This window comes from Bradyrhizobium sp. URHC0002 (assembly GCF_054059515.1).
Genome location: NZ_JBSSCF010000001.1, coordinates 6,698,698 through 6,724,347, shown reverse-complemented (window position 1 = coordinate 6,724,347; position 25,650 = coordinate 6,698,698). Strand labels below are relative to the sequence as shown.

At 61.7% G+C, this 25,650-nt stretch carries 26 protein-coding genes and 1 pseudogene; 22 read left to right on the top strand and 5 right to left on the bottom strand.

Going from position 1 to position 25,650, the window contains the following annotated elements:
* Window positions 1-20: 20 nt before the first annotated feature.
* From ACVWVY_RS32905 to ACVWVY_RS32895, 3 genes are read right to left on the bottom strand one after another with little or no spacing between them, the layout of a single operon-like run.
* A complete protein-coding gene (locus ACVWVY_RS32905) occupies window positions 21-968 on the bottom strand; it encodes an LLM class flavin-dependent oxidoreductase (protein WP_456630284.1) in 948 nt (315 codons plus the stop codon).
* Between the two features lie 12 nt (window positions 969-980).
* Entirely contained in the window at window positions 981-2,006 is a 1,026-nt protein-coding gene (locus ACVWVY_RS32900; RefSeq protein ID WP_456630283.1) for an LLM class flavin-dependent oxidoreductase, read from the bottom strand.
* Between the two features lie 26 nt (window positions 2,007-2,032).
* Window positions 2,033-3,070, bottom strand: a complete 1,038-nt coding sequence (locus tag ACVWVY_RS32895) for an LLM class F420-dependent oxidoreductase (protein ID WP_456630282.1) — start codon at window positions 3,068-3,070, stop codon at window positions 2,033-2,035.
* Window positions 3,071-3,242: 172 nt separating this feature from the next.
* Here ACVWVY_RS32895 and ACVWVY_RS32890 point away from each other — a divergent pair, with 172 nt between their 5' ends.
* The 4 genes from ACVWVY_RS32890 (at window position 3,243) to ACVWVY_RS32875 (ending at window position 6,526) form a co-directional block, all read left to right on the top strand.
* The gene (locus ACVWVY_RS32890; protein ID WP_456630281.1) at window positions 3,243-4,127 is read left to right on the top strand and encodes an LLM class F420-dependent oxidoreductase; all 885 of its coding nucleotides are present in this window, start codon (window positions 3,243-3,245) and stop codon (window positions 4,125-4,127) included.
* A gap of 112 nt (window positions 4,128-4,239) precedes the next feature.
* A complete protein-coding gene (locus ACVWVY_RS32885) occupies window positions 4,240-5,499 on the top strand; it encodes a thiolase C-terminal domain-containing protein (protein ID WP_456630280.1) in 1,260 nt (419 codons plus the stop codon).
* Between the two features lie 5 nt (window positions 5,500-5,504).
* A complete protein-coding gene (locus tag ACVWVY_RS32880) occupies window positions 5,505-6,017 on the top strand; it encodes a Zn-ribbon domain-containing OB-fold protein (RefSeq protein ID WP_456630279.1) in 513 nt (170 codons plus the stop codon).
* 53 nt (window positions 6,018-6,070) lie between these two features.
* The gene (locus tag ACVWVY_RS32875; RefSeq protein WP_456630278.1) at window positions 6,071-6,526 is read left to right on the top strand and encodes an acyl-CoA dehydrogenase family protein; all 456 of its coding nucleotides are present in this window, start codon (window positions 6,071-6,073) and stop codon (window positions 6,524-6,526) included.
* A 171-nt stretch (window positions 6,527-6,697) separates the two neighbouring features.
* On the opposite strand, the gene ACVWVY_RS32870 is transcribed toward ACVWVY_RS32875, so the two are convergent.
* Window positions 6,698-7,195, bottom strand: coding sequence for a hypothetical protein (locus ACVWVY_RS32870; RefSeq protein ID WP_456630277.1), 498 nt, complete (start codon window positions 7,193-7,195; stop codon window positions 6,698-6,700).
* A 765-nt stretch (window positions 7,196-7,960) separates the two neighbouring features.
* On the opposite strand from ACVWVY_RS32870, the gene ACVWVY_RS32865 reads away from it, so the two are divergent.
* On the top strand, window positions 7,961-8,395 hold the full coding sequence (locus tag ACVWVY_RS32865) for a hypothetical protein (RefSeq protein WP_456630276.1): 435 nt from the start codon (window positions 7,961-7,963) through the stop codon (window positions 8,393-8,395).
* A gap of 914 nt (window positions 8,396-9,309) precedes the next feature.
* On the opposite strand, the gene ACVWVY_RS32860 is transcribed toward ACVWVY_RS32865, so the two are convergent.
* Complete coding sequence (locus tag ACVWVY_RS32860; RefSeq protein ID WP_456630275.1) at window positions 9,310-9,549, bottom strand: cytochrome P450; 240 nt, start codon at window positions 9,547-9,549, stop codon at window positions 9,310-9,312.
* A 679-nt stretch (window positions 9,550-10,228) separates the two neighbouring features.
* Between ACVWVY_RS32860 and ACVWVY_RS32855 the strand changes: the two are divergent.
* The 17 genes and pseudogenes from ACVWVY_RS32855 to ACVWVY_RS32775 all read left to right on the top strand — a co-directional run.
* Window positions 10,229-11,485: pseudogene (locus ACVWVY_RS32855) on the top strand (ABC transporter substrate-binding protein); the annotation flags it as partial.
* A 108-nt stretch (window positions 11,486-11,593) separates the two neighbouring features.
* Window positions 11,594-12,553 (top strand): carbohydrate ABC transporter permease, encoded by a 960-nt coding sequence (locus ACVWVY_RS32850; RefSeq protein ID WP_456630274.1) that lies wholly within the window; start codon window positions 11,594-11,596, stop codon window positions 12,551-12,553.
* Entirely contained in the window at window positions 12,550-13,503 is a 954-nt protein-coding gene (locus ACVWVY_RS32845; protein ID WP_456630273.1) for a carbohydrate ABC transporter permease, read from the top strand. The genes ACVWVY_RS32850 and ACVWVY_RS32845 overlap by 4 nt, the downstream gene beginning before the upstream one ends.
* Window positions 13,500-13,709, top strand: coding sequence for a hypothetical protein (locus tag ACVWVY_RS32840; RefSeq protein ID WP_456630272.1), 210 nt, complete (start codon window positions 13,500-13,502; stop codon window positions 13,707-13,709). The genes ACVWVY_RS32845 and ACVWVY_RS32840 overlap by 4 nt, the downstream gene beginning before the upstream one ends.
* Window positions 13,710-13,714: 5 nt before the next feature.
* Window positions 13,715-14,812 carry an ABC transporter ATP-binding protein gene (locus ACVWVY_RS32835; protein ID WP_456630271.1) on the top strand — a complete coding sequence of 366 codons (1,098 nt, stop codon included), beginning with the start codon at window positions 13,715-13,717 and terminating at the stop codon, window positions 14,810-14,812.
* Window positions 14,805-15,812: an ABC transporter ATP-binding protein gene (locus ACVWVY_RS32830; RefSeq protein WP_456630270.1), complete on the top strand. Its 1,008-nt coding sequence runs from the start codon at window positions 14,805-14,807 to the stop codon at window positions 15,810-15,812. Before ACVWVY_RS32835 ends, ACVWVY_RS32830 begins: the two co-directional genes overlap by 8 nt.
* Complete coding sequence (gene dhaL, locus ACVWVY_RS32825) at window positions 15,809-16,423, top strand: dihydroxyacetone kinase subunit DhaL (RefSeq protein WP_456630269.1); 615 nt, start codon at window positions 15,809-15,811, stop codon at window positions 16,421-16,423. Before ACVWVY_RS32830 ends, dhaL begins: the two co-directional genes overlap by 4 nt.
* Window positions 16,420-16,821, top strand: coding sequence for a dihydroxyacetone kinase phosphoryl donor subunit DhaM (gene dhaM / locus ACVWVY_RS32820; RefSeq protein ID WP_456630268.1), 402 nt, complete (start codon window positions 16,420-16,422; stop codon window positions 16,819-16,821). Before dhaL ends, dhaM begins: the two co-directional genes overlap by 4 nt.
* Window positions 16,814-17,128: an HPr family phosphocarrier protein gene (locus tag ACVWVY_RS32815; protein WP_456630267.1), complete on the top strand. Its 315-nt coding sequence runs from the start codon at window positions 16,814-16,816 to the stop codon at window positions 17,126-17,128. Before dhaM ends, ACVWVY_RS32815 begins: the two co-directional genes overlap by 8 nt.
* A gap of 5 nt (window positions 17,129-17,133) precedes the next feature.
* A complete protein-coding gene (gene ptsP, locus ACVWVY_RS32810; RefSeq protein WP_456630266.1) occupies window positions 17,134-18,732 on the top strand; it encodes a phosphoenolpyruvate--protein phosphotransferase in 1,599 nt (532 codons plus the stop codon).
* Window positions 18,729-19,160: a hypothetical protein gene (locus ACVWVY_RS32805; RefSeq protein ID WP_456630265.1), complete on the top strand. Its 432-nt coding sequence runs from the start codon at window positions 18,729-18,731 to the stop codon at window positions 19,158-19,160. The genes ptsP and ACVWVY_RS32805 overlap by 4 nt, the downstream gene beginning before the upstream one ends.
* Before the next feature lie 41 nt (window positions 19,161-19,201).
* Entirely contained in the window at window positions 19,202-20,191 is a 990-nt protein-coding gene (gene dhaK, locus ACVWVY_RS32800; RefSeq protein ID WP_456630264.1) for a dihydroxyacetone kinase subunit DhaK, read from the top strand.
* A gap of 534 nt (window positions 20,192-20,725) precedes the next feature.
* Window positions 20,726-21,382 (top strand): HAD family hydrolase, encoded by a 657-nt coding sequence (locus tag ACVWVY_RS32795; protein ID WP_456630263.1) that lies wholly within the window; start codon window positions 20,726-20,728, stop codon window positions 21,380-21,382.
* A gap of 7 nt (window positions 21,383-21,389) precedes the next feature.
* Window positions 21,390-22,343, top strand: coding sequence for a sugar-binding transcriptional regulator (locus ACVWVY_RS32790; RefSeq protein WP_456630262.1), 954 nt, complete (start codon window positions 21,390-21,392; stop codon window positions 22,341-22,343).
* A gap of 198 nt (window positions 22,344-22,541) precedes the next feature.
* Entirely contained in the window at window positions 22,542-23,855 is a 1,314-nt protein-coding gene (locus tag ACVWVY_RS32785; RefSeq protein ID WP_456630261.1) for an ABC transporter substrate-binding protein, read from the top strand.
* Between the two features lie 83 nt (window positions 23,856-23,938).
* Window positions 23,939-24,811 (top strand): carbohydrate ABC transporter permease, encoded by an 873-nt coding sequence (locus tag ACVWVY_RS32780; protein WP_456630260.1) that lies wholly within the window; start codon window positions 23,939-23,941, stop codon window positions 24,809-24,811.
* Between the two features lie 3 nt (window positions 24,812-24,814).
* Window positions 24,815-25,645 (top strand): carbohydrate ABC transporter permease, encoded by an 831-nt coding sequence (locus tag ACVWVY_RS32775; protein WP_456630259.1) that lies wholly within the window; start codon window positions 24,815-24,817, stop codon window positions 25,643-25,645.
* Window positions 25,646-25,650 lie beyond the last annotated feature (5 nt).

The following is a 25,650-nucleotide window of genomic DNA, read 5'->3' as shown; positions in this document are numbered from 1 at the left end:
TGTCTCCGCTTTTTGTGTCGCTATAGATCGCTTGTCTTTGGTTTCGGCCAGCGCGCTTCCGCGCGCGGCAGAACTTGCTCGATTAGCTGACGGGTCTGGGCCAGAAGTGTGTCGTCATCACCGCCGAGTGGCCGCAAGATGAACTTCGACACGCCGGCGTCGACATATTCGGCAATGCGCGCGAGAATCGTGTCGGCGTCGCCGATTGCGAATGCGTGCGTGGCTTCACGTCCGGTGCGTTTGGCGTAGGCATCCATCGCCTTGCCGACACCCGGCGCGTTCCGGCTGCCGAAGTGGAACGCGAAACCGGCGCCATAGTGATCTTCGTCGATGGATCGGCCGGCTTCGCGGGTGGCGGCCTTGATCGCAGCCACGACGTGACCGGCCTCAGCCGGCGCTTCGCCGCCGGCCTGCCAGCCGGTGCCGATGCGCGCCGTGCGCCGGATTGCGGCATCCGTCGAGCCGCCGATCCACATCGGCAGATCGGGCTGTACGGGCTTCGGCGTGATGGTAACGCCCTTCAGCTGGTAGAAGGCGCCGCTGAAGTCGACCGACTCCTCTCGCCACAGGCGGCGAATGATATCGAGACACTCATCGGTTTTCCGGCCTCGTGTCTTGGTGTCGATGCCGAGCGCCTGCCATTCGGGCGCCAGCGGACTGCCGATGCCGAAAGCGGGCAGCAGGCGACCGTCGGACAGCATGTCGATAGTGGCGCACTGCTTGGCGAGCAGCACGGGGTCACGGAACGCCAGTGACACGACGTTCATGCCGAACCGCATCCGTCGCGTGCGCCCGGCCAGGGCCGCCATCGTGGTCATCGATTCAAGAAAGGGCTGACGGCCGACGACCCGGTCGGTCTGCCAGATCGAATCCACGCCTCCGGCCTCACACATGTCGATCCAGCGCCAATACGCGGTCGCTCCGGAAAACGGAAACTCCGCACAGCCAAGTCCGATCCCGACACCCATGCGCCATATTCCCTAGGCCGCCGCGGCTGCGGCTTTGACGCGGGGCGCCACGTCACGCACAAAGCGTTCGAGGCTGCCGTTCATCTGTTCCGGCCGCATGCCCGGCGGCACCGCCCAGCTCACGAGGTCGGTAATGCCGTATTCACGCACGAAGGATGTCAGCTCTTTCACACAGTGCTCGAGGTTGCCGACCACCCAGGTCTGCGGGATGCTGGCTTCCCGCGTGTTGCCCGCAACGCCGCCAGCGGCGCTCTCGTCCTTGTTGAAGCTGCGATAGATCTCGCCGCGATAGCGCTCGGCGGCGCGCACGGGCGGCCAGTCGCGCTCCTTGTCGTCGGTCACGAGACAGGAGCGAATGATGCCGACACGATAGGTATCGGGATTGCGGCCGGATGCTTTCAGCGTCGCGCGCCACGGATCGAGCACCATCGACCGCGCGCCCTGCGGCAGGAAATTGCTGTCATTGCGTGCCGCGCGCTGTGCACCGGCCTCCGACATCGCGGCAATCCACAGCGGCGGGCCGCCCGACTGCACGTAGCGCGGTCTGATCACCACATCGTCGAAATCGTAGCGCTTGCCATGAAAACTGAACTTCTCGCCGGTGAAACAATGGCGCAGCACCTCGATGCCTTCGTCCGTCAGTGACACGCGGCGCGAGACGGGCAGACCGAAGCCGCGGAATTCGTGCGGCGCGTAGCCCATGCCGACGCCGACCTCGATCCGGCCATTGCTGATATTGTCGAGTACTGCCAGATCCTCGGCCAGCCGCACCGGATGGTTGAACGGCAGCAGGCAGACGTCGCTCGATAGCCGCACATGTTTAGTGCGCGCGGCGATCGCGCCCGCCATCGGCACCCATGAGGGCAGGTAGCCGTCCTCGAGGAAGTGATGCTCGGTGAACCACACGAGATCCAGTCCGAGCCCGTCGAGCATGACCACCTGGTCCATGATCGCAGCGTACAGGCTCGGCATGTCCATGCCCGATTCCGGTGTGTTGCGGAAATCGTAGACGGTGCCGACGCGAAGGGGGGGACGCATGATGCTTGTTCTCCGCCGGTCAGGACCTAGTTCGGCCGAGCGGCCTGGGCCATCACCTCGATGGCCTCGGGCTGGCGTGATCGCACGCTGAGCGAGTCCGCGCCGCTGTCTTCCCAGGCGCGGTAGCGCTCGCGGATGCGCGCCGGTGGGCCGACGAGCGACTTGAGATCGACCCACTCGTCGGGCACGCTGGCGATGGCTTCGTCCTTATGGCCCGCGAGGTAGAGTTCCTGAATGCGGCTGGCGGCGTCGCCGAAGCCGCGACGGACCATGATGTCGTTGTGAAAGTTTTTGGTCCGGTGACCCATGCCGCCCACATAGAGCGCCACCTCCGGCTTGAGGCGCGTCAGCGCTCCTTTCACGTCGTTGTCGACCTCGACATGAACGGAGGCCTGGATGGTGAAATCCTTCAGGCTCTTGCCGTTGCCGGCGCGCCGGAAGCCTTCCTCCAGCCATGGGCCATACTCTTCCATGGCGCCCGGCACGAAGCCCATTGGCAGCCAGCCGTCGGCGATCTCGGCCGTCAGCTTGACCATCGTCTCGCCGCCGGTGGCGAGATAGATCGGGATGTCGGGGTTCATGTGCAGGATCGACTTCAGCGGCTTGGCCAGTCCGGCAGAGCCTTCGCCCTTGTAGGGCAGGCTGATCTCGCGGCCTTCGTGCGTCACGGGTTCTTCGCGCTTGAAGATCTTGCGCATGATCGCGACGTAGTCCTTGACCCGATAATAGGGCTTGCCCCACGGCTGGCCGTACCAGCCCTCGACGATCTGCGGTCCCGAGACACCGAGGCCTGCGATGAAACGGCCGCCACCGGACATCGCATCAATGCTGGCGGCCGACATGGCGGCGTTGGCTGGCGTTCGCGCGGCCAGCTGCATGATGCCGGTGCCGAGCTTGATGCGGTTGGTCTTGGCGGCGAGGAATGCGAGCGGCGTGATCGCGTCGGAGCCATAGGCTTCGGCCGACCAGACCGAGTCGTAGCCCAGCTCTTCCGCCCGCTGCACAAGTGCGACCGGCACCTCCAGATGTGCGCCCGAATAGCCGATTGACAGGCCCAGCTTCATCGTCAGGTCCTCCCTGGTCGGAGGATACGAAGCGCCGGGTCGCTTGAACAGTGTCGCTAGGTGCATGGACGCTGCGATGAACTGTGGCTCCCGGATGCCCTTGCCCTGTGCCATGATGGCATTTGGAAAGCGCCGGTAGAGCGCGCCGCTCGATCCGGAAGGAACCGCCGCCGTGAAATTCGCGCTGCACTTCGGTAACTTCGCGTTCCCCGACCCGGAAGGCGCGCGGCGGCTGGTGCGCCTGGCGGAGGCGGCCAGCTTCGACTCGGTGTTTGCTGTCGAACATGTCGTGATTCCCGACAATTACGCGAGCGTCTATCCTTATGCGCCGGGCGGCCGATTGCCGGGCGGTCCGTCGGTGAACTTTCCCGATCCGCTGATCTGGCTGACGTGGGTCGCCGCTGCCACCACGCGCCTGCGCTTCATGACGGCAGTGATGATTCTGCCGCAACGCAACCCGCTGGTGCTGGCCAAGGAGGTCGCCACGCTCGACTATCTCAGCGGCGGGCGGATCGAACTCGGCATCGGGGTAGGTTGGCTAAAGGAAGAGTTCGACGCGCTCGGCATTCCCTTCGAGCGCCGCGGCAGGCGCGCCGATGAGTATGTCGCGGCCATGCGCGCATTATGGGCCAGCGATGCTGCCAGCTTCGCCGGCGAGTTTGTGAATTTCGACAAGGTCAACTGCAATCCGAAGCCGGTCGCGAGATCAGTGCCGATCATCGTCGGCGGCCACTCGGAAGCGGCCGCCCGGCGCGCCGGCCGCTTGGGCGACGGTTTTTTCCCTTCGATCGGCGCCCAGGTCGACACGTTGCCGTTGCTCGACGTCGTAGCCCGTTCGGCCGAACAGGCCGGTCGCGATCCCGCGATGGTGGAATTGATCCTCGGCTGTCCCGGTGCGCTGCCCAATTCTGGCTTCGACCCGCGTGCGGCCGTCGAGGAGCGTATCGCGCGGGGCGTGGGCCGCCTCGCGCTGCCGGTGACAGCGTTTATGTCCGATCTCGAAACGAGTCTGGCCCGCTTCGGCGAGGAGATCATCAAGCCTTACGCGAACACGTGAGAGGGCGAACGCCCGGCAGCCTTGGAAGATGGACAAAGAGAAAACTGTGAGCATTCTCGTTCAGGCGCGAGAACAGGACAAGAAACAGAGAACTGATCGGGAGCCCGGGGAAATGCCTCTGCCGAGAGAAGATGTCGAAGCCACCACGCCCAAATTCCTGCGAGACAAATACGCCATCGTCGGCGTGGGCGAGACTTCCTACACGCGAGGCTCGGATAAATCGACGCGGGCGCTCGCGTCGATTGCGGTGCGCAACGCGATGGTCGATGCCGGCCTCAAACCTTCCGAAATCGACGGCATGTTGTCGTATCAATTCAACGACTCGGTGTTCTCGCCATTCGTGGCAGGCGACCTCGGTATCCGTCTCAATTTCTACATGGACGTGTTCGGCGGCGGATCGTCGACCGAGGCGCTGATCGGTATCGCGATCGGCGTCATCGAGGCCGGCATGTGCAAGACGGTGGTGATCTTCCGCTCCATGAACGGGTTTTCGCAGGTGCGGATCGGCGGCACCGGTGTGCGCTCCGCAATACCCGTCTCGGGCGACATGATGCACAGCCGCGCCTATGGCTGGCAGAGCGCAGGACAAATGTTCGCGCCGACCTTCATGCGCCATATGCACGATTTTGGTACCACCGCCGAGCAGGTCGCCCATGTTCGCGTCGCCCACAGCCATCACGCTTCGAACAACCCCAAGGCCTACTACAAGAAGCGCGTCACGGCAGAAGATGTCGTCAACAGCCGCATGATCTGCAAACCGCTACATCTGCTCGACTGCTGCGTGGAGACAGACAACGCCAACGCCATAATCGTGACCACGGCCGAGCGGGCAAAAGACCTGAAGCACCCGCTGGTGCGGATCCGCGGTGTGGTGGGCCGCTGCTCGAAGCCGCGGGTCGACATGCACTACCAGGCCGGGCCGATTTCAACCGTTGCCGGTCACTACGCCAAGGACATCCTCTGGCCGAACTCTGGCGTAAGTCCGGAGGACGTCGATCTCACGGGCTCTTATGACGCCTTTACCTTCACCACCATGCTGCAATTGGAGGATTACGGCTTCTGCAAGAAGGGCGAGGGCGGCCACTACGTCTCCGACGGCACCATCATGCTCGGCGGTAAAAGGCCGAATAACACGTCGGGTGGCCATCTCTGCGAAGGCTATACCCACGGCATCGCCATGGTGATCGAGAACGTGCGTCAACTCCGCCACGATGCGGATGATAGTTGCCCGACCGGGCCCGACGGCAGGCGGCAGCATACCTACGATTATTGCGAGGGTGGTTGTCGCCAGGTGAAAAATGCCGAGGTATCGGCCAATCTTGGTTGGGCGATGCCCGGCACGGGATCGGCGATGGTGATGCGGAGAGGATAGGGCAAATGATATCCGCGCAATATCTCGGCATGCCGCTTGAGATCAATGATCTCGACCATGAGAATCTCAACTACTTCGCCTACTGTGCGAAGCACGATTTCCGCCTGCAGCGCTGCGCCTCGTGCAAGCTGCTTCGCTACCCACCGACAACGTCGTGCCCTTGGTGTTCGGAGCTAATTTCGGAATGGGTGTCGGTCGAGGGTCGCGGCACCGTGCATTCCTACACCGAAGTCCATCATGCCATTCAACCTGCTTTCAGGCAGTACACGCCATATCTCGTGTTGCTGGTCGAACTGGACGCTCAGAGCGGCATGCCGACCAAGGAGGAGGGGCTCCGCGTGGTCGGCAATCTGGTGCGGCCGGACGGGGTACTCGCGCCGAAGGCCGAAGTCGAGCGGGTAGGCATCGGCACCCGGGTGCGCATGGTTTTCACCGATGTCGCGCCGGGACTGGCGCTGCCGCAATGGACGATTGACGAGACCGCGGCCGGCGGCGCGCCGTGGAGATACCGCGAGTAGGGGAATCCGGTCCACGCGCCGCGGCTGCAATGCCTGCCAATCCGAGGTGACGCATGGACATCCAGACCGGTCCGGACCCGTTCGTCCGCGCCGGCGAGCTCGGGGCAGAGATTGTCGCCGCGGCCGACGAGATCGAGCGCACGCGGCGCATACCCGAGGCGTTGCTGGAGCGACGGCACGCCTCGCGGCTGTTCCGCATGCTACTGCCGCGCGCGGCGGGCGGCGACGAGACGGAGCCTGCGCTCTACGTGGCGGCGATCGAAGAACTCGCCCGGCACGACGCCTCGATCGCGTGGAATGTATTAGTCGCCAACAGTTCCTGCCTGATTGCCGCCGATCTCGAGCCCGCGGCCAATCACGCCGTGTTTGCTGATCCGCGCAGCATCGTGGCCTGGGAACCGCCAAACGCTTCGCGCGCGCGAGCGGTCGACGCAGGCTATTGTCTGACCGGCAAGTGGGATTTCGCCAGCGGCACGCGGCGCCCATTTCAAGTCGTTGATCCGATGTGAGGCTGTCCCGCATCGAACCGGAGTCCATTCGGAACAACAGTTAATTTTAGCCAACAGCTTTGACAGGTTGCCCCTACGCGTCGGAACTACGAAGTTGCAAACGCGACTCTTCGAGCCTGTCCTGTCCGGCTCAATTACAGACCTCCGTCGGATGGCGCCAACCCGCAGTCCTCAAGACTGCCGAAACGCCATCGCAGCGGATTTTTTCATCTCGGTTACGTACTGGCGGACGGCCTTGCTTATTGCGCGAATAGCTTGCCAAGCCTCGGTGGCTTCCAGCCATGCCTTCGCTTGGCGGAATTTTGTGTACGCCCAGAGAAAGGCTGGAATTTTCATCAGCTTGTCCCGGGTAAGGCTGAACAGGCGCTCGACCAGCACGAGCTTTAGAAGCTCGCCGACGATCAAGGTCACAACGCTGCTCACCATCTGCCCTGTAGCCGCCAGATAAGCCGCCACCGGTTTGACCGGTTCCAGCATGATCACCGGTACCGAAAAGAGCGCCAGCGACGGGTAGGGCCGCAACGATCTGATACATTCGCGCAATCGCCTCAGCACGACATGCCTGGCAAGCCAGTCCGAGATCGGCTTGGCGATCGCCATGAAAACCGCGTCCACCAGGAAATACAGGGCAGCCAAGACATAAGTGACCGGTTTCAAGATTCGCTTCACTGCCAATTCTCCTGGCAAATTAAACCCCCGGGAGTTCGAATGGTTCACTTGCCAGTGAGACGCGGGGTCTGATTTGACGGACAGGTCAGTTCCCGAAGCGCAAAATTAAAGTTCAGGCTTCAACGGCTACCGTTAGCTGACGGATGCGAGCACGCATGGCGCTCTTGGCGCTTTTCGGACCTGCTGTTGTCAGCTGAAGATGTCTGCTTCTGAGCATCGAGCGCCATCTCTGTCACAGGCCCAACTTCTGAAAGGGACCCAAATCGGAAATGAGCCATCCGGCGGCTTACAAATCTATCAGCCTTGCTGACCAATTGACGCTCTGCCAAGGGCGCTGCGGACAAGGCTAAAGGCGCCATCAAAGAAGGTGCCGGTAGGCTCAGTGGTGATAAGGAAATGACAAGATCGATAAGGCCAACGACCCGCCCACAACGCAGCGGCGTGGCCTGTTGTTTTCCATTAGCGCTCTGGCGGGGCACATTGGAGGAGCTGTCGCTGATGTCGCCACCGAGAGAAATTAGGGCGGCAAGGTCGCTTCCGCTAAGGCGTCAGAGTCGGTTAATCTTCCTAGGCATGTTCTCTTCGTGCTTGGACTGCTGTTCGGGTTTTCCGAAGGAAGATTGATGAACGGCACGTTCCTGATCGCGCTTGGGGCGGTTTGAAGAAGCATGGCTTGGGCGCATCCGAGATCGCGAAGGCACTCCGAATCGAGAGAGCATCAATTTACCGTTCTCTTGAGGAATCAGACAGGGTGGGGTGGTGCGAATGTTTGATTGGTTCAATTCCGAGCGGCGTGAGCGCCGGAAGAAGGTTAGACAAGATCGCAAACGGCTTGAATCAAGAGCGCGGCGATTCCTAAAAAGCTATCTAGAAGCCGGTGAAGTGCGAAAGCCTGAGTTCTATCGCGCCGTTGAAGACATCAGCAAGAAATGCCGTCCGCCCGATTTAGATTTTTCCCAGCCAGATTTGAACGATGGTCAAATTGCCGAGGCTACGTCGAAAGCTGCGATGCAGATGGTTTTGGAACGTGAGAACCGCCGGGTCGGAGACTTCGTGACGGATGCCTGCGCAACGGTAGCGGTCGCATACCATCGTGCCGCTGGGGTCTACGAAGCCGACGCTGACATGCAAGAGTTAGGAACTGCCGCTGTCCACCTACTGACGATGGCAACGTCCTATACCAATGCACAGAAAGAATGATTAACGGCAACCAAATGCCAAAGCGTTATTGCGCTTCCTCTAAGGAGGCCTCAAGGCTGACAGCGTTTTGAAGCTTGGCCGGCGTAATCTCGAAGCGAGACGATGGCTATCGCCTTTCAACGGCAAAGACACCACCCGCGATGGATCGAAGCTTTTCCTCATTCCAGTTTGGGCGGCTATTCCGAAACGCCTTGAAAAACAATGAGGCGCTTCTTCCCCAAACATTCTCATAAAGCATTCCTAGAGAGCGCCAGCTTCCCAAACTGCGTGCGTCTCACGTTGCGTTCTAAGCTACTGCCTCAATAATCAATTTGAGATGGTTGCGTCTCCCCGTAACCACACCCGACTGCACAATGCCGAGGACGATGCCGCCGAGTACCAGCGGCAACATCATACGATCAGGTCGTTAGGTCCTATGAAAAACCGGACCGTTATGCAGCAGCCATCTGCATAAAGGTCCGGTCAGACTGTTCGTTGCGCGGATATTCTGCGACCAAGGCCGCTGCCGATCCGTGCTGCGAAGGGCGCAACGGACCTTAGGCGCTATCCGAATGCTAGAGGTCTGGTCGAACGACTACTTCTTTTTCTTCTTGGCTGTCTTCTTGGCTGTCTTCTTTGCCTTCTTTGCTTTCTTGGCCATGTTGCCCTCCATCATCCCAAAAGTTGTCTCAATGCAGGCCGACCATCGACATGCATGCATTCAGAGTACACCACAATATCAAAATTGATATCGCGCGCTTCGAAGAGGGTAAACGATGGTCACGCCGTCTAGCGACCGGATGATGCCCGCGTGTGATGTGTGCACACCCCGCGCTTCGACATGCTCGCCTATCCTGAGAATGTCCGTTCACCGGAGTAGACCGGAAGTCACCGCGGTCCGGCCAAACCGACGCGAATGACCGAAGCAGACATTGCTATCCGCCCAGAAATTCGACCTCCATCCGGTCAACCTGGCGTATGGGTCCAGGCGCAAGTCGTGGAAAGGCACCAACCAGCCGCGTGCCCGGCGCCAACCGTGCAATCGTCGCGAGGATTTCCTCCATCTCGACGCGGGCGAGTGCCTCACCGACGCAGCGATGCGCACCCGCGCCGAAAAGCTTGTCGTCGATCGTAAGGCCGCCCGGGCACTTGGCCTCAATTCCACCGACCCTCATCATGGCCGCCGACAAGTATTGAATGATGCGGCGACTTCCGGGTTTGGCACGTTGAGATATGCCCGCCTATCCGGAGTGAGTAGCCTCTTCAAGGAAGCGGCGCTGTACACGGTTTGCGCATAGCTTTCGATCTGACCTTCGTCAAAAGCATCAAGCAATGGCAAACGACTCGTTCTAGCGACGCCATTCCGAAATTGAATTGGCGCAACAAAATAAAATGCCTTGGAATTGACGCGCTAGGGCGACACGCGCAATCGATAGCGCCCTTTCGGCGTCCGACGTGATTGCTTCGTGAGTTCTGTTCGATGCAATAAGCTTATGGGAAACCACCCATAACGGTCGCCTTGCTTAAACCGGCAGGCGTTACGCGAGCTTTGAAATCCAAGCCGGCAACAAACTCGCTTGCAATGTTTAGTAAATGGTGCTTCACTAAACAAATCGAGCTTCGCCGGTCCTTAAGAATCCGGGAAAGCGCGAGGAAACGCTAGTTTAGTGAATCAGACCGTCACGGACTGTGTCGCACTGCTCGAAGCATTCGAGCGGGCAGGAACGCCGCGCTATGTCGATGGCCGGCTTAACGGAGGAGATGCGCATGAACCATCGTATGAAGGTGCTTTTTGCTGCATGCGGCGCCTTTGCCGCTGCGCTCGGCATTGGAGCGGCCACCACGCCCGCTTAAGCGCAGGGCAAGACCATCACGCTGTGCTGGGCCGCATGGGACCCGGCCAACGCGCTGGTCGAACTGTCGAAGGATTTTACCGCCAAGAGCGGGATCGGCATGAAGTTCGAGTTCGTGCCGTGGACCAATTATGCCGATCGCTTCCTGAACGAACTCAACTCGCGCGGTTCGCTGTGCGATCTCATCATCGGCGATTCACAGTGGATCGGCGGCGCCGCGGAGAACGGCCAGTACGTCAAGCTGAACGACTTCTTCAAGAAGGAAGGCATCAGTATGGACGACTACATGCCGGCCACCGTGGTCGGCTATTCGCAGTGGCCGAAGAACACACCGAATTATTGGGCGTTGCCGGCCATGGGCGACGCGGTGGGCTGGACCTATCGCAAGGATTGGTTTGCGCGCCCCGATGTGCAGAAAGATTTCAAGGCCAAATATGGCCGGGATATCGCTGTGCCGAACACGCTCGATGAGCTGCGCGACATCGCGCAGTTCTTCCAGGGGCGCGAGATCGACGGCAAGAAGGTCTATGGTGCATCGATCTATACCGAGCGCGGTTCGGAAGGCATCACCATGGGCGTTTCGAACTATCTCTACGACTATGGCTTTAAATATCAGGACCCCAACAAGCCGTATGCAATGGATGGCTTTGTCAACTCGGCGGGTGCCGTCAAGGGGCTCGAAGCCTACAAGGAGCTCTACAAGTGCTGCACGCCCCCGGGTGCTTCCAATTCCTACATGTCGGAAGGTCTTGATGCGTTCAAGTCCGGCCAGGTGGCGCTGCAGATGAACTTCTTCGCCTTCTTCCCAGGCCTCTACAAGGACCCCAATGTCGGCGGTGACAAGATCGGCTTCTTCTCTAATCCCGCCGCTACCACCCAGGCAACCCAACTCGGCGGACAGGGCATCTCCGTGGTTTCCTATTCGAAGAACCAGGGTGAAGCGCTGCAATACATCAAATGGTTCTCCGGCAATGATGTGCAGAAGAAGTGGTGGGCGCTGGGCGGTTATTCCTGTGCCAAATCCGTGCTGAACGACCCGAGCTTCCCGGACAGCGCGCCGTTCGCCAAGGAGTTCTTGAAGTCGATGGGTATGGTGGTCGATTTCTGGGCCGAGCCCTCCTACGCGCAACTCCTGCAGGCCGAGCAGAAGCGCGTGCATGACTACGTGGTCGCTGACAAAGGGACTGCGAAGGAAGCGCTCGACGGATTGGTGAAAGATTGGAAAGCCATCTTCAAGGAAGAGGGCAAGAAGTTCTAGGATAGCGGCCTGGAGTGCGGTTCGCTCGTACTCCAGGCCGTTCTTTCCAACAAACCAGGACACTCCTTCGAAGCCGACGATCGCGGCGCATCAGGACCAGCCGACGCCATGAATGATTTGAGTGCCTCATCGCGGATCACATACGGCGCTGTGCCCGTGAAGCCGGCCGTGGTGCGTCGGATCCAGGGCTTCTCGGACAAGGCGCTCGCATGGCTCTTCATTACCCCGACGATCGTGCTGCTGCTGGCGATCAATATCTTCCCGCTGGTGTGGACGATCTATCTGTCATTCACCAACTATCGGGCCAACCGGGCCAATGCACCGGTGAAGTGGCTGGGGATCGATTGGTACCAGACGATCCTGACCGATCCGGACATCTGGGCGGCGATGCAGGTGACGGCACATTTCGTGTTCTGGACCGTCGTCATCGAGACCGTGCTTGGGTTCGGTCTTGCCTTCCTGATCGACAAGAAGTTCCGCGGCCACGGCATGTGGACCACCATCATCCTGCTGCCGATGATGCTTTCGCCGGCCGTCGTCGGCAATTTCTGGACGTTTCTCTACCAGCCGCAGATCGGCCTCTTCAATTATGTGGTCGCTTTCCTCACGGGCCGCTCCGCATCGTCGTTCCAGATGCTAGGTGATGTGACGTTGAGCCCCTGGGCGATCGTCATCGTCGACGCCTGGATGTGGACGCCTTATGTGATGCTGATCTGCCTTGCCGGCCTGCGATCGATTCCGGACTACATCTATGAGGCGGCGGAGGTCGACCGCGCATCAAAATGGCGGCAATTCTGGTCGATCACGCTGCCGATGGCGTTGCCATTCATCATGCTCGCCGTGCTGTTCCGCGGCATCGAGAACTTCAAGATGTTCGACATGGTCAACCTGCTCACCGGTGGCGGGCCGGGGTCGACCACGGAGGTTGCCTCGATCACGCTCAAGCGCGCCGCCTTCGAGAGCTGGAGGACGGGCTATTCCTCGGCCTTTGCGATCATTTTGTTCGTGACGGTGTTTGGCCTCGCCAACATCTATGTCAAGGCGCTGAACCGGGTGAAGAGCCGATGAGCATCGCCAACACCGCCCATTCCGTCGTCGAACCATCGCCCGGCACCCGGCGACTCGCGGGTTCGCTCGTGGTTCTCTACGCCGTGATCACCATGATTCCGCTGGTCTGGATCGTTCTCACCTCGTTCAAGTCACCGGACGATGCGATCTCCTATCCACCCAAGGTCGTCTTCACCCCGTCGCTCGAAGGTTTCTGCAATCTCTTTACCACGCGCTCGCGCCAGACGCCGGAATTCATCCGCACGCTTGGACCGCCTCAGGGGCTTTGCGATGAAATTGCACGCGGCCGCAACATGGTGGTCGCCGGTCCGTCGAATTATGTGCCGCGTTTTGTCAATTCGCTGATCATCGCGTTCGGCTCGACCGTGCTCGCGGTCGCCCTCGGAACGTTGGCGGCCTACGGCTTCTCGCGATTCCGGGTGCCGCTGAAGGACGATTTGCTGTTCTTCATCCTGTCGACGCGGATGATGCCGCCGATCGCGGTCGCGATCCCGATTTACCTGATGTACCGCACCATCGGACTGTCGGACACAAGGCTCGGCATGATCCTGCTCTACACCTCGGTCAACGTCTCGCTCGCGGTCTGGCTGCTCAAGGGCTTCATCGACGAGATCCCGCGCGAGTACGAGGAAGCGGCCATGATCGACGGCTACACGCGCTTTCAGGCCTTCGTGAAGGTGGTGCTGCCGCAGGCGACGACGGGAATCGCGGCAACGGCGATCTTCTGCCTGATCTTCGCCTGGAACGAGTACGCCTTCGCGGTGCTTCTGACCTCCGGCAACGCTCAGACGGCGCCGCCTTTCATTCCGATCATCATCGGGGAGGGTGGACAGGACTGGCCTGCGGTCGCCGCCGGTACGACGCTGTTTCTGGTACCGATTGTCGTATTCACGGTGCTCCTGCGCAAACACTTGTTGCGCGGCATTACCTTTGGAGCCGTTCGCAAATGAGCCTCGATACACATTCCCCCATGCCGAGCAGCTTCGCGGACAGAATTCTGCGGCGCGGCCCGCTGGAAGCCATTGCGACGGCGATCATTGCTGCGGGCGTCGTCATGCTGATGCAGCCATTTTCGCTGACGCTCTATTCCTGGTCGTTCGCGACCACGCTGTTCGGTACGGTGATGTTCATCATTGTCTCGAAGGTCAGGGAGTAGGGCGGATGGCACAGATCCGGGTCGAAGCGCTCGACAAATCGTTCGGGGACTTCCATGCCGTCAAGGAAGCCAGCTTCACGGTGGAGGACGGCGAGTTCCTCTGTCTGCTGGGTCCTTCCGGCTGCGGCAAGACGACAACGCTGCGAATGATTGCAGGACTGGAATTGCCGACGGCCGGCACCATTCGGCTTGACGGCGAGGACGTCACGATGAACCGCGCATCGGCCCGCGATATTGCTTTCGTGTTCCAGCTCTTCGCCCTCTATCCGCATATGAATGTCCGGCGAAACATCGGTTTCCCCCTGAAATGCGAGGGCATCGGCGCGGCGGAAGCCGACCGGCGGGTTGTGGAGGCCGCACGCATCCTGCGCATTTCACATCTTCTCGACAGGCCGGTGTCGGGTCTTGCAGGCGGCGATCGGCAGCGCGTCGCGCTTGGACGCGCGATCGTGCGCAAGCCGAAATGCTTCCTGATGGACGAGCCGCTCGGAGCGCTCGATACTGAAATGCGCGAGGCGATGATCCGCGAACTGCGCGCACTGCACGACCGGCTTGGAGCGACCACGGTCTATGTCACGCACGATCAGCTCGAGGCCATGGCGATGGCCGATATGATCGCTGTGATGAACAACGGTGTCGTCGAGCAGGTCGCGAGCCCGCGCGACATCTATGATCGGCCGGCCTCACTCTTCGTTGCAGATTTCATTGGCTCACCGCCGATGAACTTCCTGCCGTTCCGCGGCAGCCTGGAAGCCGGCGTGCAGGAGATCCGGCTTGGCGAGCGCGAGGTTGCCATTCCCGCGGCGCGCGAGGGGCTAGCGGAAAGCGATCTCGTTCTCGGGGTCAGGCCCGAGCATGTGCGTTTCACCGATCGCGGCGCGGTGCGGGGCGAGATCTATGGGACCGAGTACCTCGGCACGACGCAGATCGTCACCGTGACGACGCGCTATGGCGCACTCAAGGCCCGGTCGCCCGCCAGCGTGTCGTTTCGGACCGGAGAGAATGTCGGGCTCGACTTCCGGCCCGATACGCTGTCGATCTTCGACAAGGCGTCCGGCCGGGCGATCCGTACCGTATTGCATGAGGGAGGAGTGCATGGCTGAGGTCGAGATCAGGGCGGTCTCCAAGGCGTTCAAGAAGACGCAGGCCGTCAGCGATCTGTCGCTGACCGTCGGCGACGGCGAGTTCGTTGCCTTGCTCGGGCCAACGGGTGCCGGCAAGACGACGACGTTGCGTCTGATCGCCGGACTGGAGATGCCCGACCGTGGTTCGATCCGGATCGGCGGACGCGACGTGACCGGCGACGCGCCGGCCGATCGCGACGTCGCTTTCGTCTTTCAGCAATATTCGTTGTATCCGCATCTTACCGTGTTCGAGAACATGGCTTTTGCGTTACGCGCGCCGATCCGCCGCGTACCGGAGGCCGAGATCCGCGCGAAGGTGCGGGAAGTCGCGCGCCTTCTCCACATCGAAACCAAGCTGGACAACAAGGCAACGCAGTTGTCAGGCGGACAGATGCAGCGGGTCGCGATCGGCCGGGCCCTGGTGCGCTCGCCCGCGATCTATCTGATGGACGAGCCGCTCTCATCGCTGGATGCCAAGCTGCGCGGTGAAATGCGGCTTGAACTGAAACGTATCCAGACCGATCTCGGCGCGACCATCCTCTACGTCACCCATGATCAGACCGAAGCGATGACCATGGCTTCGCGCATCGGTGTCATCGAGGCCGGGCGGCTGCTGCAGATAGGTACACCACGTGAGATCTATGAGAACCCGATCAACGCTCACGTCGCCGCGCGGCTTGGCCAGCCGGCAATCAATCTGCTGCCGGCGGCTCTGTTTGCCGGCGCGCCACGCGAGGCCATGACCATCGGCGCGCGCACCGAGCACCTGACGATCGCGCGCGGCGGCGGCGACGTACAAGCGACCGTCAAGCGGATCGAGCATCTCGGCGACCAGAGCCATCTCCATCTCGACCTTGGCGGCCAGCCCGTCGTGACGTTGTCCGACCCTGAAGCAAGGCTCGGCGCCGGGGATATCGTGTCGCTTCGTCTCAACAAGCCGCTGTTCTTTGATGCGGATGGCGGGAGGGTCGCGGCATGAGTCTCGATCGGGAAGCCAGGGAAAAACTGGTGCGGGCGCTCGCGGAATCGATGATCGGGCACGCCGAGGAATTGACCAGCCTCGACCAGGCGATCGGCGATGGCGATCACGGATTGAACATGAAGCGGGGTTTTGAGGCCGTGCTCGCGACGCTGCCCGGCCTTGCCGACAAATCATTGCCGGAAATGCTGAAGTCAATTGGAATGACGCTGGTCATGAAGGTTGGCGGCGCTTCCGGGCCACTGGTCGGCACCTTCTTCATGGAGCTTGGCAAGGCGCTTCCCGAGCAGCCGGCGCGCACCGATCTCGTCGCGGCGGCGGACAAGGCGATCACCGCGGTCAAGGCGCGCGGGCGATCGGAAGCGGGGCAGAAAACCTTGCTGGATGTCCTGGTGCCGGTGCAAGCCGTATTCGCAGGCGGCGGTGACGCCAGGGCGATTGCGGCCGAGGCGGTGCAAGCCGCCGACCGCACGACACCGATGCTTGCAACCCGCGGACGGGCATCCTTCCTCGGCGAAAGATCCATCGGCCATATGGACCCGGGGTCTCGCTCGGCGTCCCTGTTGATCAGCGCAGCAATTGCTGCACTGGAATTCGAGGCAGCTTCATGAGCAATTCAAGTCCCGGCAATGTCGGCATCGTCATTGTTTCGCATTCCTCCAAAATCGCGGAAGGCGCCGCCGATATGGTGCGCCAGATGGTAGGCAACGCCGTGCCGCTCGCCTGGACCGGCGGCGACGCCGATGGTGGGCTTGGCACAAATGTCGCCGGTATCCTCGAGGCAATCGAGGTGGCCTGGTCGCCGGCTGGTGTGGCGATTCTGGTCGATCTTGGCGGGGCGGAGACGAATTCGGAGATGGCGGTAGAGATGCTGGCTGAAGAACGGCGTGCGCGCGTCGTTGTCTGCAATGCGCCGGTGGTTGAAGGCGCTGTGATCGCAGCGACCGAATCCTCGGGTGGTTCATCGCTTGCCGCCGTCAAGCGTAGCGCGGAGGAATTCTATGCATGATGTCAACGCCAGCCGGGGGGCTAACGCCTTCGCACCGCTGACGGCCTCGGCGGTTCTCGTCAACGCCGTCGGTCTTCATGCGCGGCCGTCGGTCAAGCTCACACAGTGCGCGAAAGGCTTCGTAGCGAAGATCGAATTTGCGCTCGCGCCGGGCGGGCCCTGGACCGATGCGAAGAGTCCGGTGAAGGTGATGCGCGTGAAGGCATCGCAGGGAGCGACGCTGCATTTCCGCGTCGCCGGCCCCGATGGCAAGGCAGCGCTTGCTGCCTTGCTTGCGCTGGTGCATGACGGTTTTGGCGAGGCCTGATCGCGGTGGCAGAGATTCATCTCATCGGCCGTGCTGCCTCGCCGGGTCTCGCGATCGGACCAGTCACCATGCTGACTGCGGCTGTGGCCAGGCGGACGGCGAGCGAGGATCCCGCGCAGGAGGCGGCGGCACTGCGGGCGGCAATCGAAGGCGCGAGGGCGGAGATCGCCGAGCAAATCAAGACGATTCAGGGCGAGGTGGCCGACATTCTGGAATTCCAGGTCGCCATGCTTGAAGATGATGCGCTGGCGGTTGCGGCATATGAGGTCATCTCGGTGGGAATCACTGCCGACCATGCCTGGCGCTTGGCACTCGACGAGGAGATCGCTGGCTACCGCGCTGCTGAAGACGAATATTTCCGTGCCCGTGCCGCCGATATCGTCGACATCCGCGATCGCGTACTCGCGCATTTGAGCGGCGTGGACACGATCGCCAGGATTACTGGTGGCTCGATCGTGGCGGCTGACGACATCACGCCTTCCGCTTTTCTTGCCGCCGACTGGTCGCACGGCGGCGCCATCGCGCTGGCCGAAGGCTCACCTTCCTCGCATGTCGCAATGTTGGCGCGGGCGCGCGGCGCGCCCATGGTCGTCGGGCTTGGTCCGTTGTCGTGGAACGGGCAGCCGCCGGCGCTGGCACTGGTCGATGGCGATGCAGGAAGCGTGATCTTCGATCCCGAGCCGGAGACCCGTCGCCTGTTCGAGCAGCGCATGGCGGCTGCGAACGCTGCGCTCGCCGCCGCCGAGGCCGCGAGCCTTGCGCCTGCCTGTACGGCCGATGGCCGGCGGATCGCGGTTCAGCTCAACATCGCCGCCCCTGAAGACCTTGCGAGCCTCGATCCCGCGATTTGCGACGGCATCGGTCTCGTGCGCACGGAATTCCTGTTCGAGGCGTCTCACGGCCTGCCGGACGAGGACACGCAATATGCGATCTATCGGCGCATTCTTGAGTGGGCCCAGGGAAGGCCGGTAACGATCCGCACCCTCGATGCCGGCGGCGACAAGCCTATCGCCGGCTTGACGGTTGACGGCGAGAGCAATCCGTTTCTCGGCCTTCGCGGCATCCGCCTCTCGCTGGCGCGGCCCGAGGTGTTCCGCGTGCAACTGCGGGCGCTGGCACGTGCGGCCGTGCATGGGATGTTGAAAGTAATGCTGCCGATGATCGCGGTTCCCTCGGAACTCGATCGCGCCGGTGTCATGCTTGACGCCGAGGTCGCAGCACTGAAGGCGAAAGGGATCGCCTGTACCCGCCCGCCACTCGGTATCATGATCGAGGTTCCGGCGGCGGCGCTGTGCGCCGAGGATTTCGGCGCCGCGTTCTATTCGATCGGCTCGAACGACCTGACGCAGTACACGATGGCCGCGGCGCGAGATATCGGCGCGGTGGCCGACCTCAACGATGCAGGCAATCCGGCGGTGCTGGCGCTGATCGTCCGCACCGTTGAGGCTGCCCGCAAGCGCAGTGTCGAGGTCTCGCTGTGTGGCGACGCGGCGGCCGACACCCGCCTCACGACGGCACTGCTTGCGACCGGCTTGCGGACCCTCTCGGTGGCGCCGTTGACCGTAGCGCGGCTCAAGACCGCGATCGCAAAGGTAGGTTCATGACGGACGAAGCAGACGAAGACACGCGTGCGCCGGGCGACAGCAATGTTGCTGACTACAAGGTCATCCTGCGGCGGGTGCTCGACAACCGGCCGTCGGGGACCAGGCTCAGGCTTGCGGCGGCGCTGGGCAAGAACCGCTCCTTCGTGACGCAGATTACCAATCCGGCTTATCTGGTGCCGATTCCGGCGAAGCATGTCCCGATCATCTTCGAAGTCTGCCATCTGTCCGGCGCGGAGCGCGCGGCCTTCCTGGGAGCCTACGGACGCGCGCATCCCGGCCGGCTGCGACCATCCCATCGCGAAGCGCGCACGCGCACCATCGCGGTAACGGTGCCCGATCTGGGCGACGACAAGAAAAACCGCGCGCTCGAACAACTCGTCATCGATTTTGCGGCGCAGCTTGCGCGCTACGCCGAGAGCGTCGGCTGAGGGATTTTTCGAACCGCAAGTGAACCATCGGGAGGGCGTTTATGAAAAAGCTGATCAACGGCGCCGAGACGGTACTCGAGGAAAGTCTTGACGGCTTTGCGGCCGCGCATGCGGATATCCTGCTTCTTGGTGCCGAGCGCAAATTCGTGCGCCGTCGATCGTTGAAACCGGGCAAGGTCGCACTGATTTCAGGCGGCGGTTCGGGGCATGAACCGCTGCATGCGGGCTTTGTCGGTCGCGGTATGCTCGATGCCGCCTGTCCCGGCCAGGTCTTCACCTCGCCGACGCCGGACCAGATGGTCGAGGCCGCCGAGGCCGTCGACACCGGTGCAGGCGTTCTCTTCATCGTCAAGAACTATGAAGGCGATGTGATGAACTTCACCATGGCCGCCGAGATGGCCGGCCGGGAAGTAGCGAGCGTGGTGACGAACGACGACGTGGCGGTCGAGAAGTCGACCTACACGACCGGTCGCCGCGGTGTCGCGGGAACACTGATCGTGGAAAAGATGGTCGGCGCTGCGGCCGAGACGGGAATGCCGTTGGCGGCCCTCAAGGCGCTCGGCGACGACGTCAACCAGCGCACCCGCTCGATGGGCGTGGCGCTCACGCCGTGCACCGTGCCGGCGGCGGGACGGCCGAATTTCACGCTGGCCGACAATGAAATGGAAATGGGCGTCGGCATTCATGGCGAGCCCGGACGGCGCAGGGTCGCGCTCGTTCCCGCCGATGCGATCGCGGCAGAGCTGGGCGAGGCAATCCTTAGGGATCTTGCGCCGAAGCCGGGCAGTGAAGTGCTGCTGCTCGTCAACGGGTTCGGCGCAACGCCGCTGATCGAACTCTATCTGATGGTCAACAGTGTCAGGCGAATTCTGGACGGCGCGGGCCTCAAAGTGACACGTTTCCTGACCGGGTCCTACGTAACATCACTCGACATGGCCGGCGCCTCGGTCACGGTATCCGTGCTCGACGACCAGGCGAAGGAATTGTGGGATGCCCCGGTGCACACAGCGGCGCTACGCTGGGGCATTTGACCACATCTCGCGGCTTAGTTTTTCGTTGCAGCCGAAGAGCTGTCGGTTCCGTCCTACCTTGGTCAGTCTCCGCAACGGCGCCGCTCCTCAATGGCCTTATTTGAGCGCGATCGATCCAATAAGGGCATCTGCGCCGCCAAGGTGGCACGTCTGCCGAGAAAACCTTCATCGACGGCGAGAGAGCAAGTTTCGATAAGAATGGACCCGGTCGGAAGGTCCGCTCATGGCGCAAAGCGGACTCTTGCACTCGGTGCTAAATCACCAAGTGTGTGTTCGCCGCGCTGGGTTTCTCCGACGGAGAATCCAAAAATCGAACAGTCCGAGTAGCCTGACGGTTTTCTCCATTGGTGACAGCATCTTTGCAGCTGACAGAGCTGTACCGCTCGTCCCGAAAATCCTCGAGCGCGGTTGGCATCTTGAGGCAATCGGGAACGCATCGACAGCGTTGTGGAAGGCCGTACTCAATCTCCATGCAACAGAGGGTTATTGCCCAATATCTGAGTATATGCTCTCATATGGGTCAGGAAACGCGCGATGATCAGGCCAGATCTCATCATTTTCGACTGCGACGGCGTATTGGTCGATAGCGAAGTGCTGAGTTGTCGCTGTCTTTCGGAAACCTTGGCCGCCTATGGCATCGGTCTTGACATCGATCAGGCGCTCGATCTGTTTCTTGGACGAAGCGTGACGGCGGTGTTCCAGCATTATGAAGCGCTGGGGCGCGCAATCCCCGAGCAATTTGCGACCGAACTGAAGACGGGGGTTCGCGCGGCGTTCCTTTCCGCGCTTTGCCCGATAGAAGGTGTGAAGTCGGTATTGGAGGACCTGCGAATCCCGCATTGCGTCGCCTCGTCCAGCGACATCGACAGGGTGTCGTTCTCGCTTTCGCTGACCGGGCTTGCGCCGCATTTCGATACGCGGCTTTATACCTCCCAAATGGTGGCGCGCGGCAAACCGGCGCCCGACCTTTTCCTCCACGCGGCCGAGAGGATGCAGGTGGATCCGCACCGCGCCCTCGTGATCGAGGACAGCGTCAGCGGCGTCAAAGCGGGGAAGGCGGCCGGCATGACGGTTTGGGGCTTTGTTGGCGGCAGCCACTATCGGTCACGGGACGGCCAGGCGATCCTGCGCGAGGCGGGGGCCGATCGGGTGTTCGGGCGAATGACGGATTTTTGGCGGACGGACCGGTAGCAGATTGATGGCAGCATCCGACAACGAGAAATCGCGTCTGGACGAAGCCGCGCGGGCTGGCTGGCTGTACTTTATTGCCGGCCACACCCAGGATGAAATCGCCAAAGTGCTGAAGGTCTCGCGGGCATCGGCCCAGCGCCTGGTTTCACTCTGTCTCACCGAGCGCCTGATTACCTTCCGGCTGGAGCACCCGATAACGGCCTGTATGGAGCTGGCGGCGCGGCTGAAGGACTTGTTTCACCTCGTCTACTGCGAAGTGGTGCCAACCGACCCCGCTGCGCCGCTCTCGGCCGCCGGGATTGCCGAGCGGGCTGCGAACATCCTCGAAACGACGTTGCGTACCGAGAAGCCGACGATCGTGGCGCTGGGCACCGGGAGAGCGGTGCGGGCTGCCGTCGAGCGCGTGTCTCCGATTGACTGTCCGAACCACCAGATCGTGTCGCTGGTCGGAAACATTTCGGCCGACGGCTCTGCCAGCTTCTTCGACACCGTCGGTCGTCTCGCCGATCGGACCAGGGCGCGCCACTATCCGATGCCGCTGCCGTTTCTGATGTCGTCCGAGCGCGAGCGCGACCAGATGCTCAAGATAGATCCGATCGCCAGGGTGAGAGCGGTCGCCGCCAAGGCCGACCTGCGGCTTGTCGGGGTCGGGCAGATGGACCGGCAGGCGCAAGTCCACATTGACGGTTTCGTCTCGCGCGAAGAGCTGCTCGAGATGATGCGGCTGGGCGCCGTTGGCGAACTGATCGGCTGGGCATTTGACGAGGAGGGGCACCTGATCAAAGGTGGGACAAACCTTCGCCTCACCAGCATTCCACCGCAGGTACCTGCCGAGGCCCTGACCATCGGAGCGGCGGTCGGTCGTGCCAAGGTTTCGGCCATCAGGGCGGCGCTCAAGGGGCGGCTGCTGAACGGGCTGATCACCGACGAGGCGACCGCAGGCGCCATCCTCAAGTCGTAGCTAACCAAACCGGTCTTTCGGCCTCGTCGCGCGCGGAGGTTCCCGCCAGCCGATCCAGGCATGCGGGCCATCGAACCGTGCCCTCCCGTCTACGCATCGGTGCACAAGCGCAATTCCGATCCTTGACAACCTCTGGAGTCGGTGTGAACATAATTGCAAGGCGTGGGCATATGCTCAACGTCACTAAGGGAGGTTATCGTGAAACACGTCCTCGGCGCCCTCCTGGGCGCGGCTACCCTGTTGGGCGCAGCTCCTTCCGTCGCACAGACAACCCTGACCATCGCCACCGTGAACAACGGCGACATGATTCGGATGCAGGCGCTGACCAACGACTTCACCGCCAAAAACCCCGATATCACCGTCAAATGGGTGACGCTCGAAGAGAACGTCCTGCGCCAGCGCGTCACGACCGACATCGCGACCAAGGGCGGGCAGTTCGACGTGCTCACCATCGGCACCTATGAGGTTCCGATCTGGGCCAAGAAGAACTGGCTCATTCCGCTCGACAATCTGGGACCCGACTACGACACCGCGGACCTGCTCCCCAAGATCCGCGACGCCGCGTCGGTATCGGGCAAGCTGTACGCCGCGCCGTTCTACGGCGAGAGTTCGATGGTCATGTACCGCACCGACCTGTTCCAGAAGGCCGGCTTGACGATGCCGGAAAACCCGACCTGGGATTTCGTGATCGATGCGGCCAAGAAGCTCACCGACAAATCCGACGGCGTCTACGGCATCTGCCTGAGGGGCAAGGCGGGCTGGGGCGAGAACATGGCGTTCCTGACCGCGATGTCGAACTCGTTCGGCGCGCGCTGGTTCGATGAGAAATGGCAGCCGCAATTCGACAAGCCGGAGTGGAAGAAGACGCTGTCCACCTATGTCGATCTGATGAAGGCCGCCGGCCCTCCCGGCGCAAGCTCGAACGGCTTCAATGAAAACCTCGCGCTGTTCAACTCCGGCAAATGCGCAATGTGGATCGACGCCACCGTGGCCGCCTCCTTCGTCACCAATCCCAAGGATTCCAGGGTTGCAGACAAGGTCGGCTTTGCGCTCGCGCCGAATGCGGGGCTTGGCAAGAACGCCAACTGGCTGTGGGCATGGAATCTCGCGATCCCCGCGGGTTCGAAGAAGACCGCCGCCGCCGAGAAGTTCATCGCCTGGGCCACGAGCAAGGACTACACCAAACTCGTCGCCTCGAAGGAGGGATGGGCCAACGTACCGCCCGGCACGCGAACCTCGCTCTACCAGAATCCGGAATATCTGAAGGTCGCGCCGTTCGCCAAGCTGACGCTGGCATCGATCGACGCCGCCGATCCGAACAAGCCGAGTGTGCAGCCGGTGCCGTATGTCGGCGTGCAGTACGCGGCGATTCCGGAGTTCCAGGGCATCGGCACCAGCGTCGGTCAGCAGTTCTCCGCGGCGTTGGCTGGTTCATCGACGGTGGACGCAGCACTCGCGGCCGCGCAAAGCGCCACTGAACGCGAAATGAAGCGCGCCGGCTATATCAAATAGCGCACTGCGCCAATCTTGGCTGCCGACCGGCCGAAGCACGGACGGCGGCCACATCTCCCTTCAAGAGATAGCAGGAGGCGGCGATGGCGACGGAGCAAACCCAGGTCCTCGGTAGGGCTCTGCTGACGCCGGCCGTCGCATTGCTGTTCATCTGGATGATCGTCCCGCTGGCGATGACGATCTATTTTTCGACGCTGCACTACAGCCTGCTCGACGCGGAAACCTGGAGCTTCGTGGGGCTGGAGAACTTTCGATATTTTCTCACCGACCCCGCTTTTCTGACCGCACTGCGGAACACGCTGGTGCTGGTCGGTTCCGTTCTCGCCATCACCATCCTGCTCGGCACGCCGCTGGCCCTGCTGCTCGACCAGCAGGTGGTGGGGCGCAGCATCGTCCGCCTGATGGTAATCGCACCGTTCTTCGTGATGCCGACCGTGAGCGCGCTGATCTGGAAGAACCTCTTGATGCATCCGGTGTCCGGGCTGTTCGCCTGGGTCGCGACGCTCGTGGGCGCAACGCCGATCGACTGGTTCAACGATGTGCCTTTGTTTGCGGTGATCCTGATCGTGGCCTGGCAATGGCTGCCGTTTGCGACCCTCATCCTGCTGACGGCGCTGCAGTCCCAGGACGAAGAGCAGAAGGAAGCCGCCGAGATGGACGGGGCGAGCGCGCTTTCGACCTTCATCTATCTCACGTTGCCGCATCTCGCGCGGCCGATCACCGTGGTTATCCTGATCGAGACGATATTCCTGCTGACCGTGTTCGCCGAAATCTTTGTCACGACCGGCGGCGGCCCCGGCTTGGCGACCACCAATATCGCATTCCTGATCTACCAGCAGGCGCTGGTCCAGTACGACGTCGGCAACGCCTCCGCCGGCGGACTGGTCGCGGTCGTGATCGCCAATATCGTGGCCTTCTTCCTGGTGCGGATCGTCGGGCGGAATCTGGAGGCGTAAGCGATGGCACGCAAGGTGACGGCGAGACGCGTATGGGTGTCCACGGCTGCGGCGTGGCTGTTCGGATTTTTGATTTTCCTGCCCATCCTATGGATGGTGCTGACGAGCTTCAAGACCGAGCTCGAGGCGTTCTCGATGCCGCCAAAATTCCTGCTGTTTCACTGGACCACCGAGAATTACGCCACGGTGCAGGAGCGCAGTGACTACGTGCATCATGCGCTCAATTCGATCATCATTGCCGGTGGGTCGACGTTGATTGCGATGATCATCGCAATACCCGCGGCGTGGTCGATGGCGTTCGCGCCGACCAAGCGCACCAAGGACGTCCTGCTCTGGATGCTCTCGACCAAGATGATGCCGTCGGTCGGTGTGCTGGTTCCGATCTATCTGATCTTCCGCGATTTCGGGCTGCTCGATACGCGCGCCGGTCTGGTGATGATTCTTTGCCTCGGCAATCTGCCGATCGTGATCTGGATGCTCTTCACTTACTTCAAGGAAATCCCGAAAGACATTCTCGAAGCGGCACGGATGGATGGGGCGACCATCGGGCGCGAACTCGTCTATGTGCTGACGCCGATGGCCGTCCCAGGCCTCGCCTCGACGCTGCTGCTTAATTTCATCCTGGCGTGGAATGAGGCATTCTGGACGCTGAATCTTTCGACGCTGGAGGCCGCACCGCTCACAACGTTCATCGCATCCTATTCGAGTCCTGAGGGCCTGTTCTGGGCAAAACTGTCGGCCGCCTCAACGCTCGCCATTGCGCCGATCATCATCCTCGGTTGGTTCACGCAGCGGCAGCTTGTCCGCGGACTGACCTTCGGCGCGGTCAAATAGCAAGG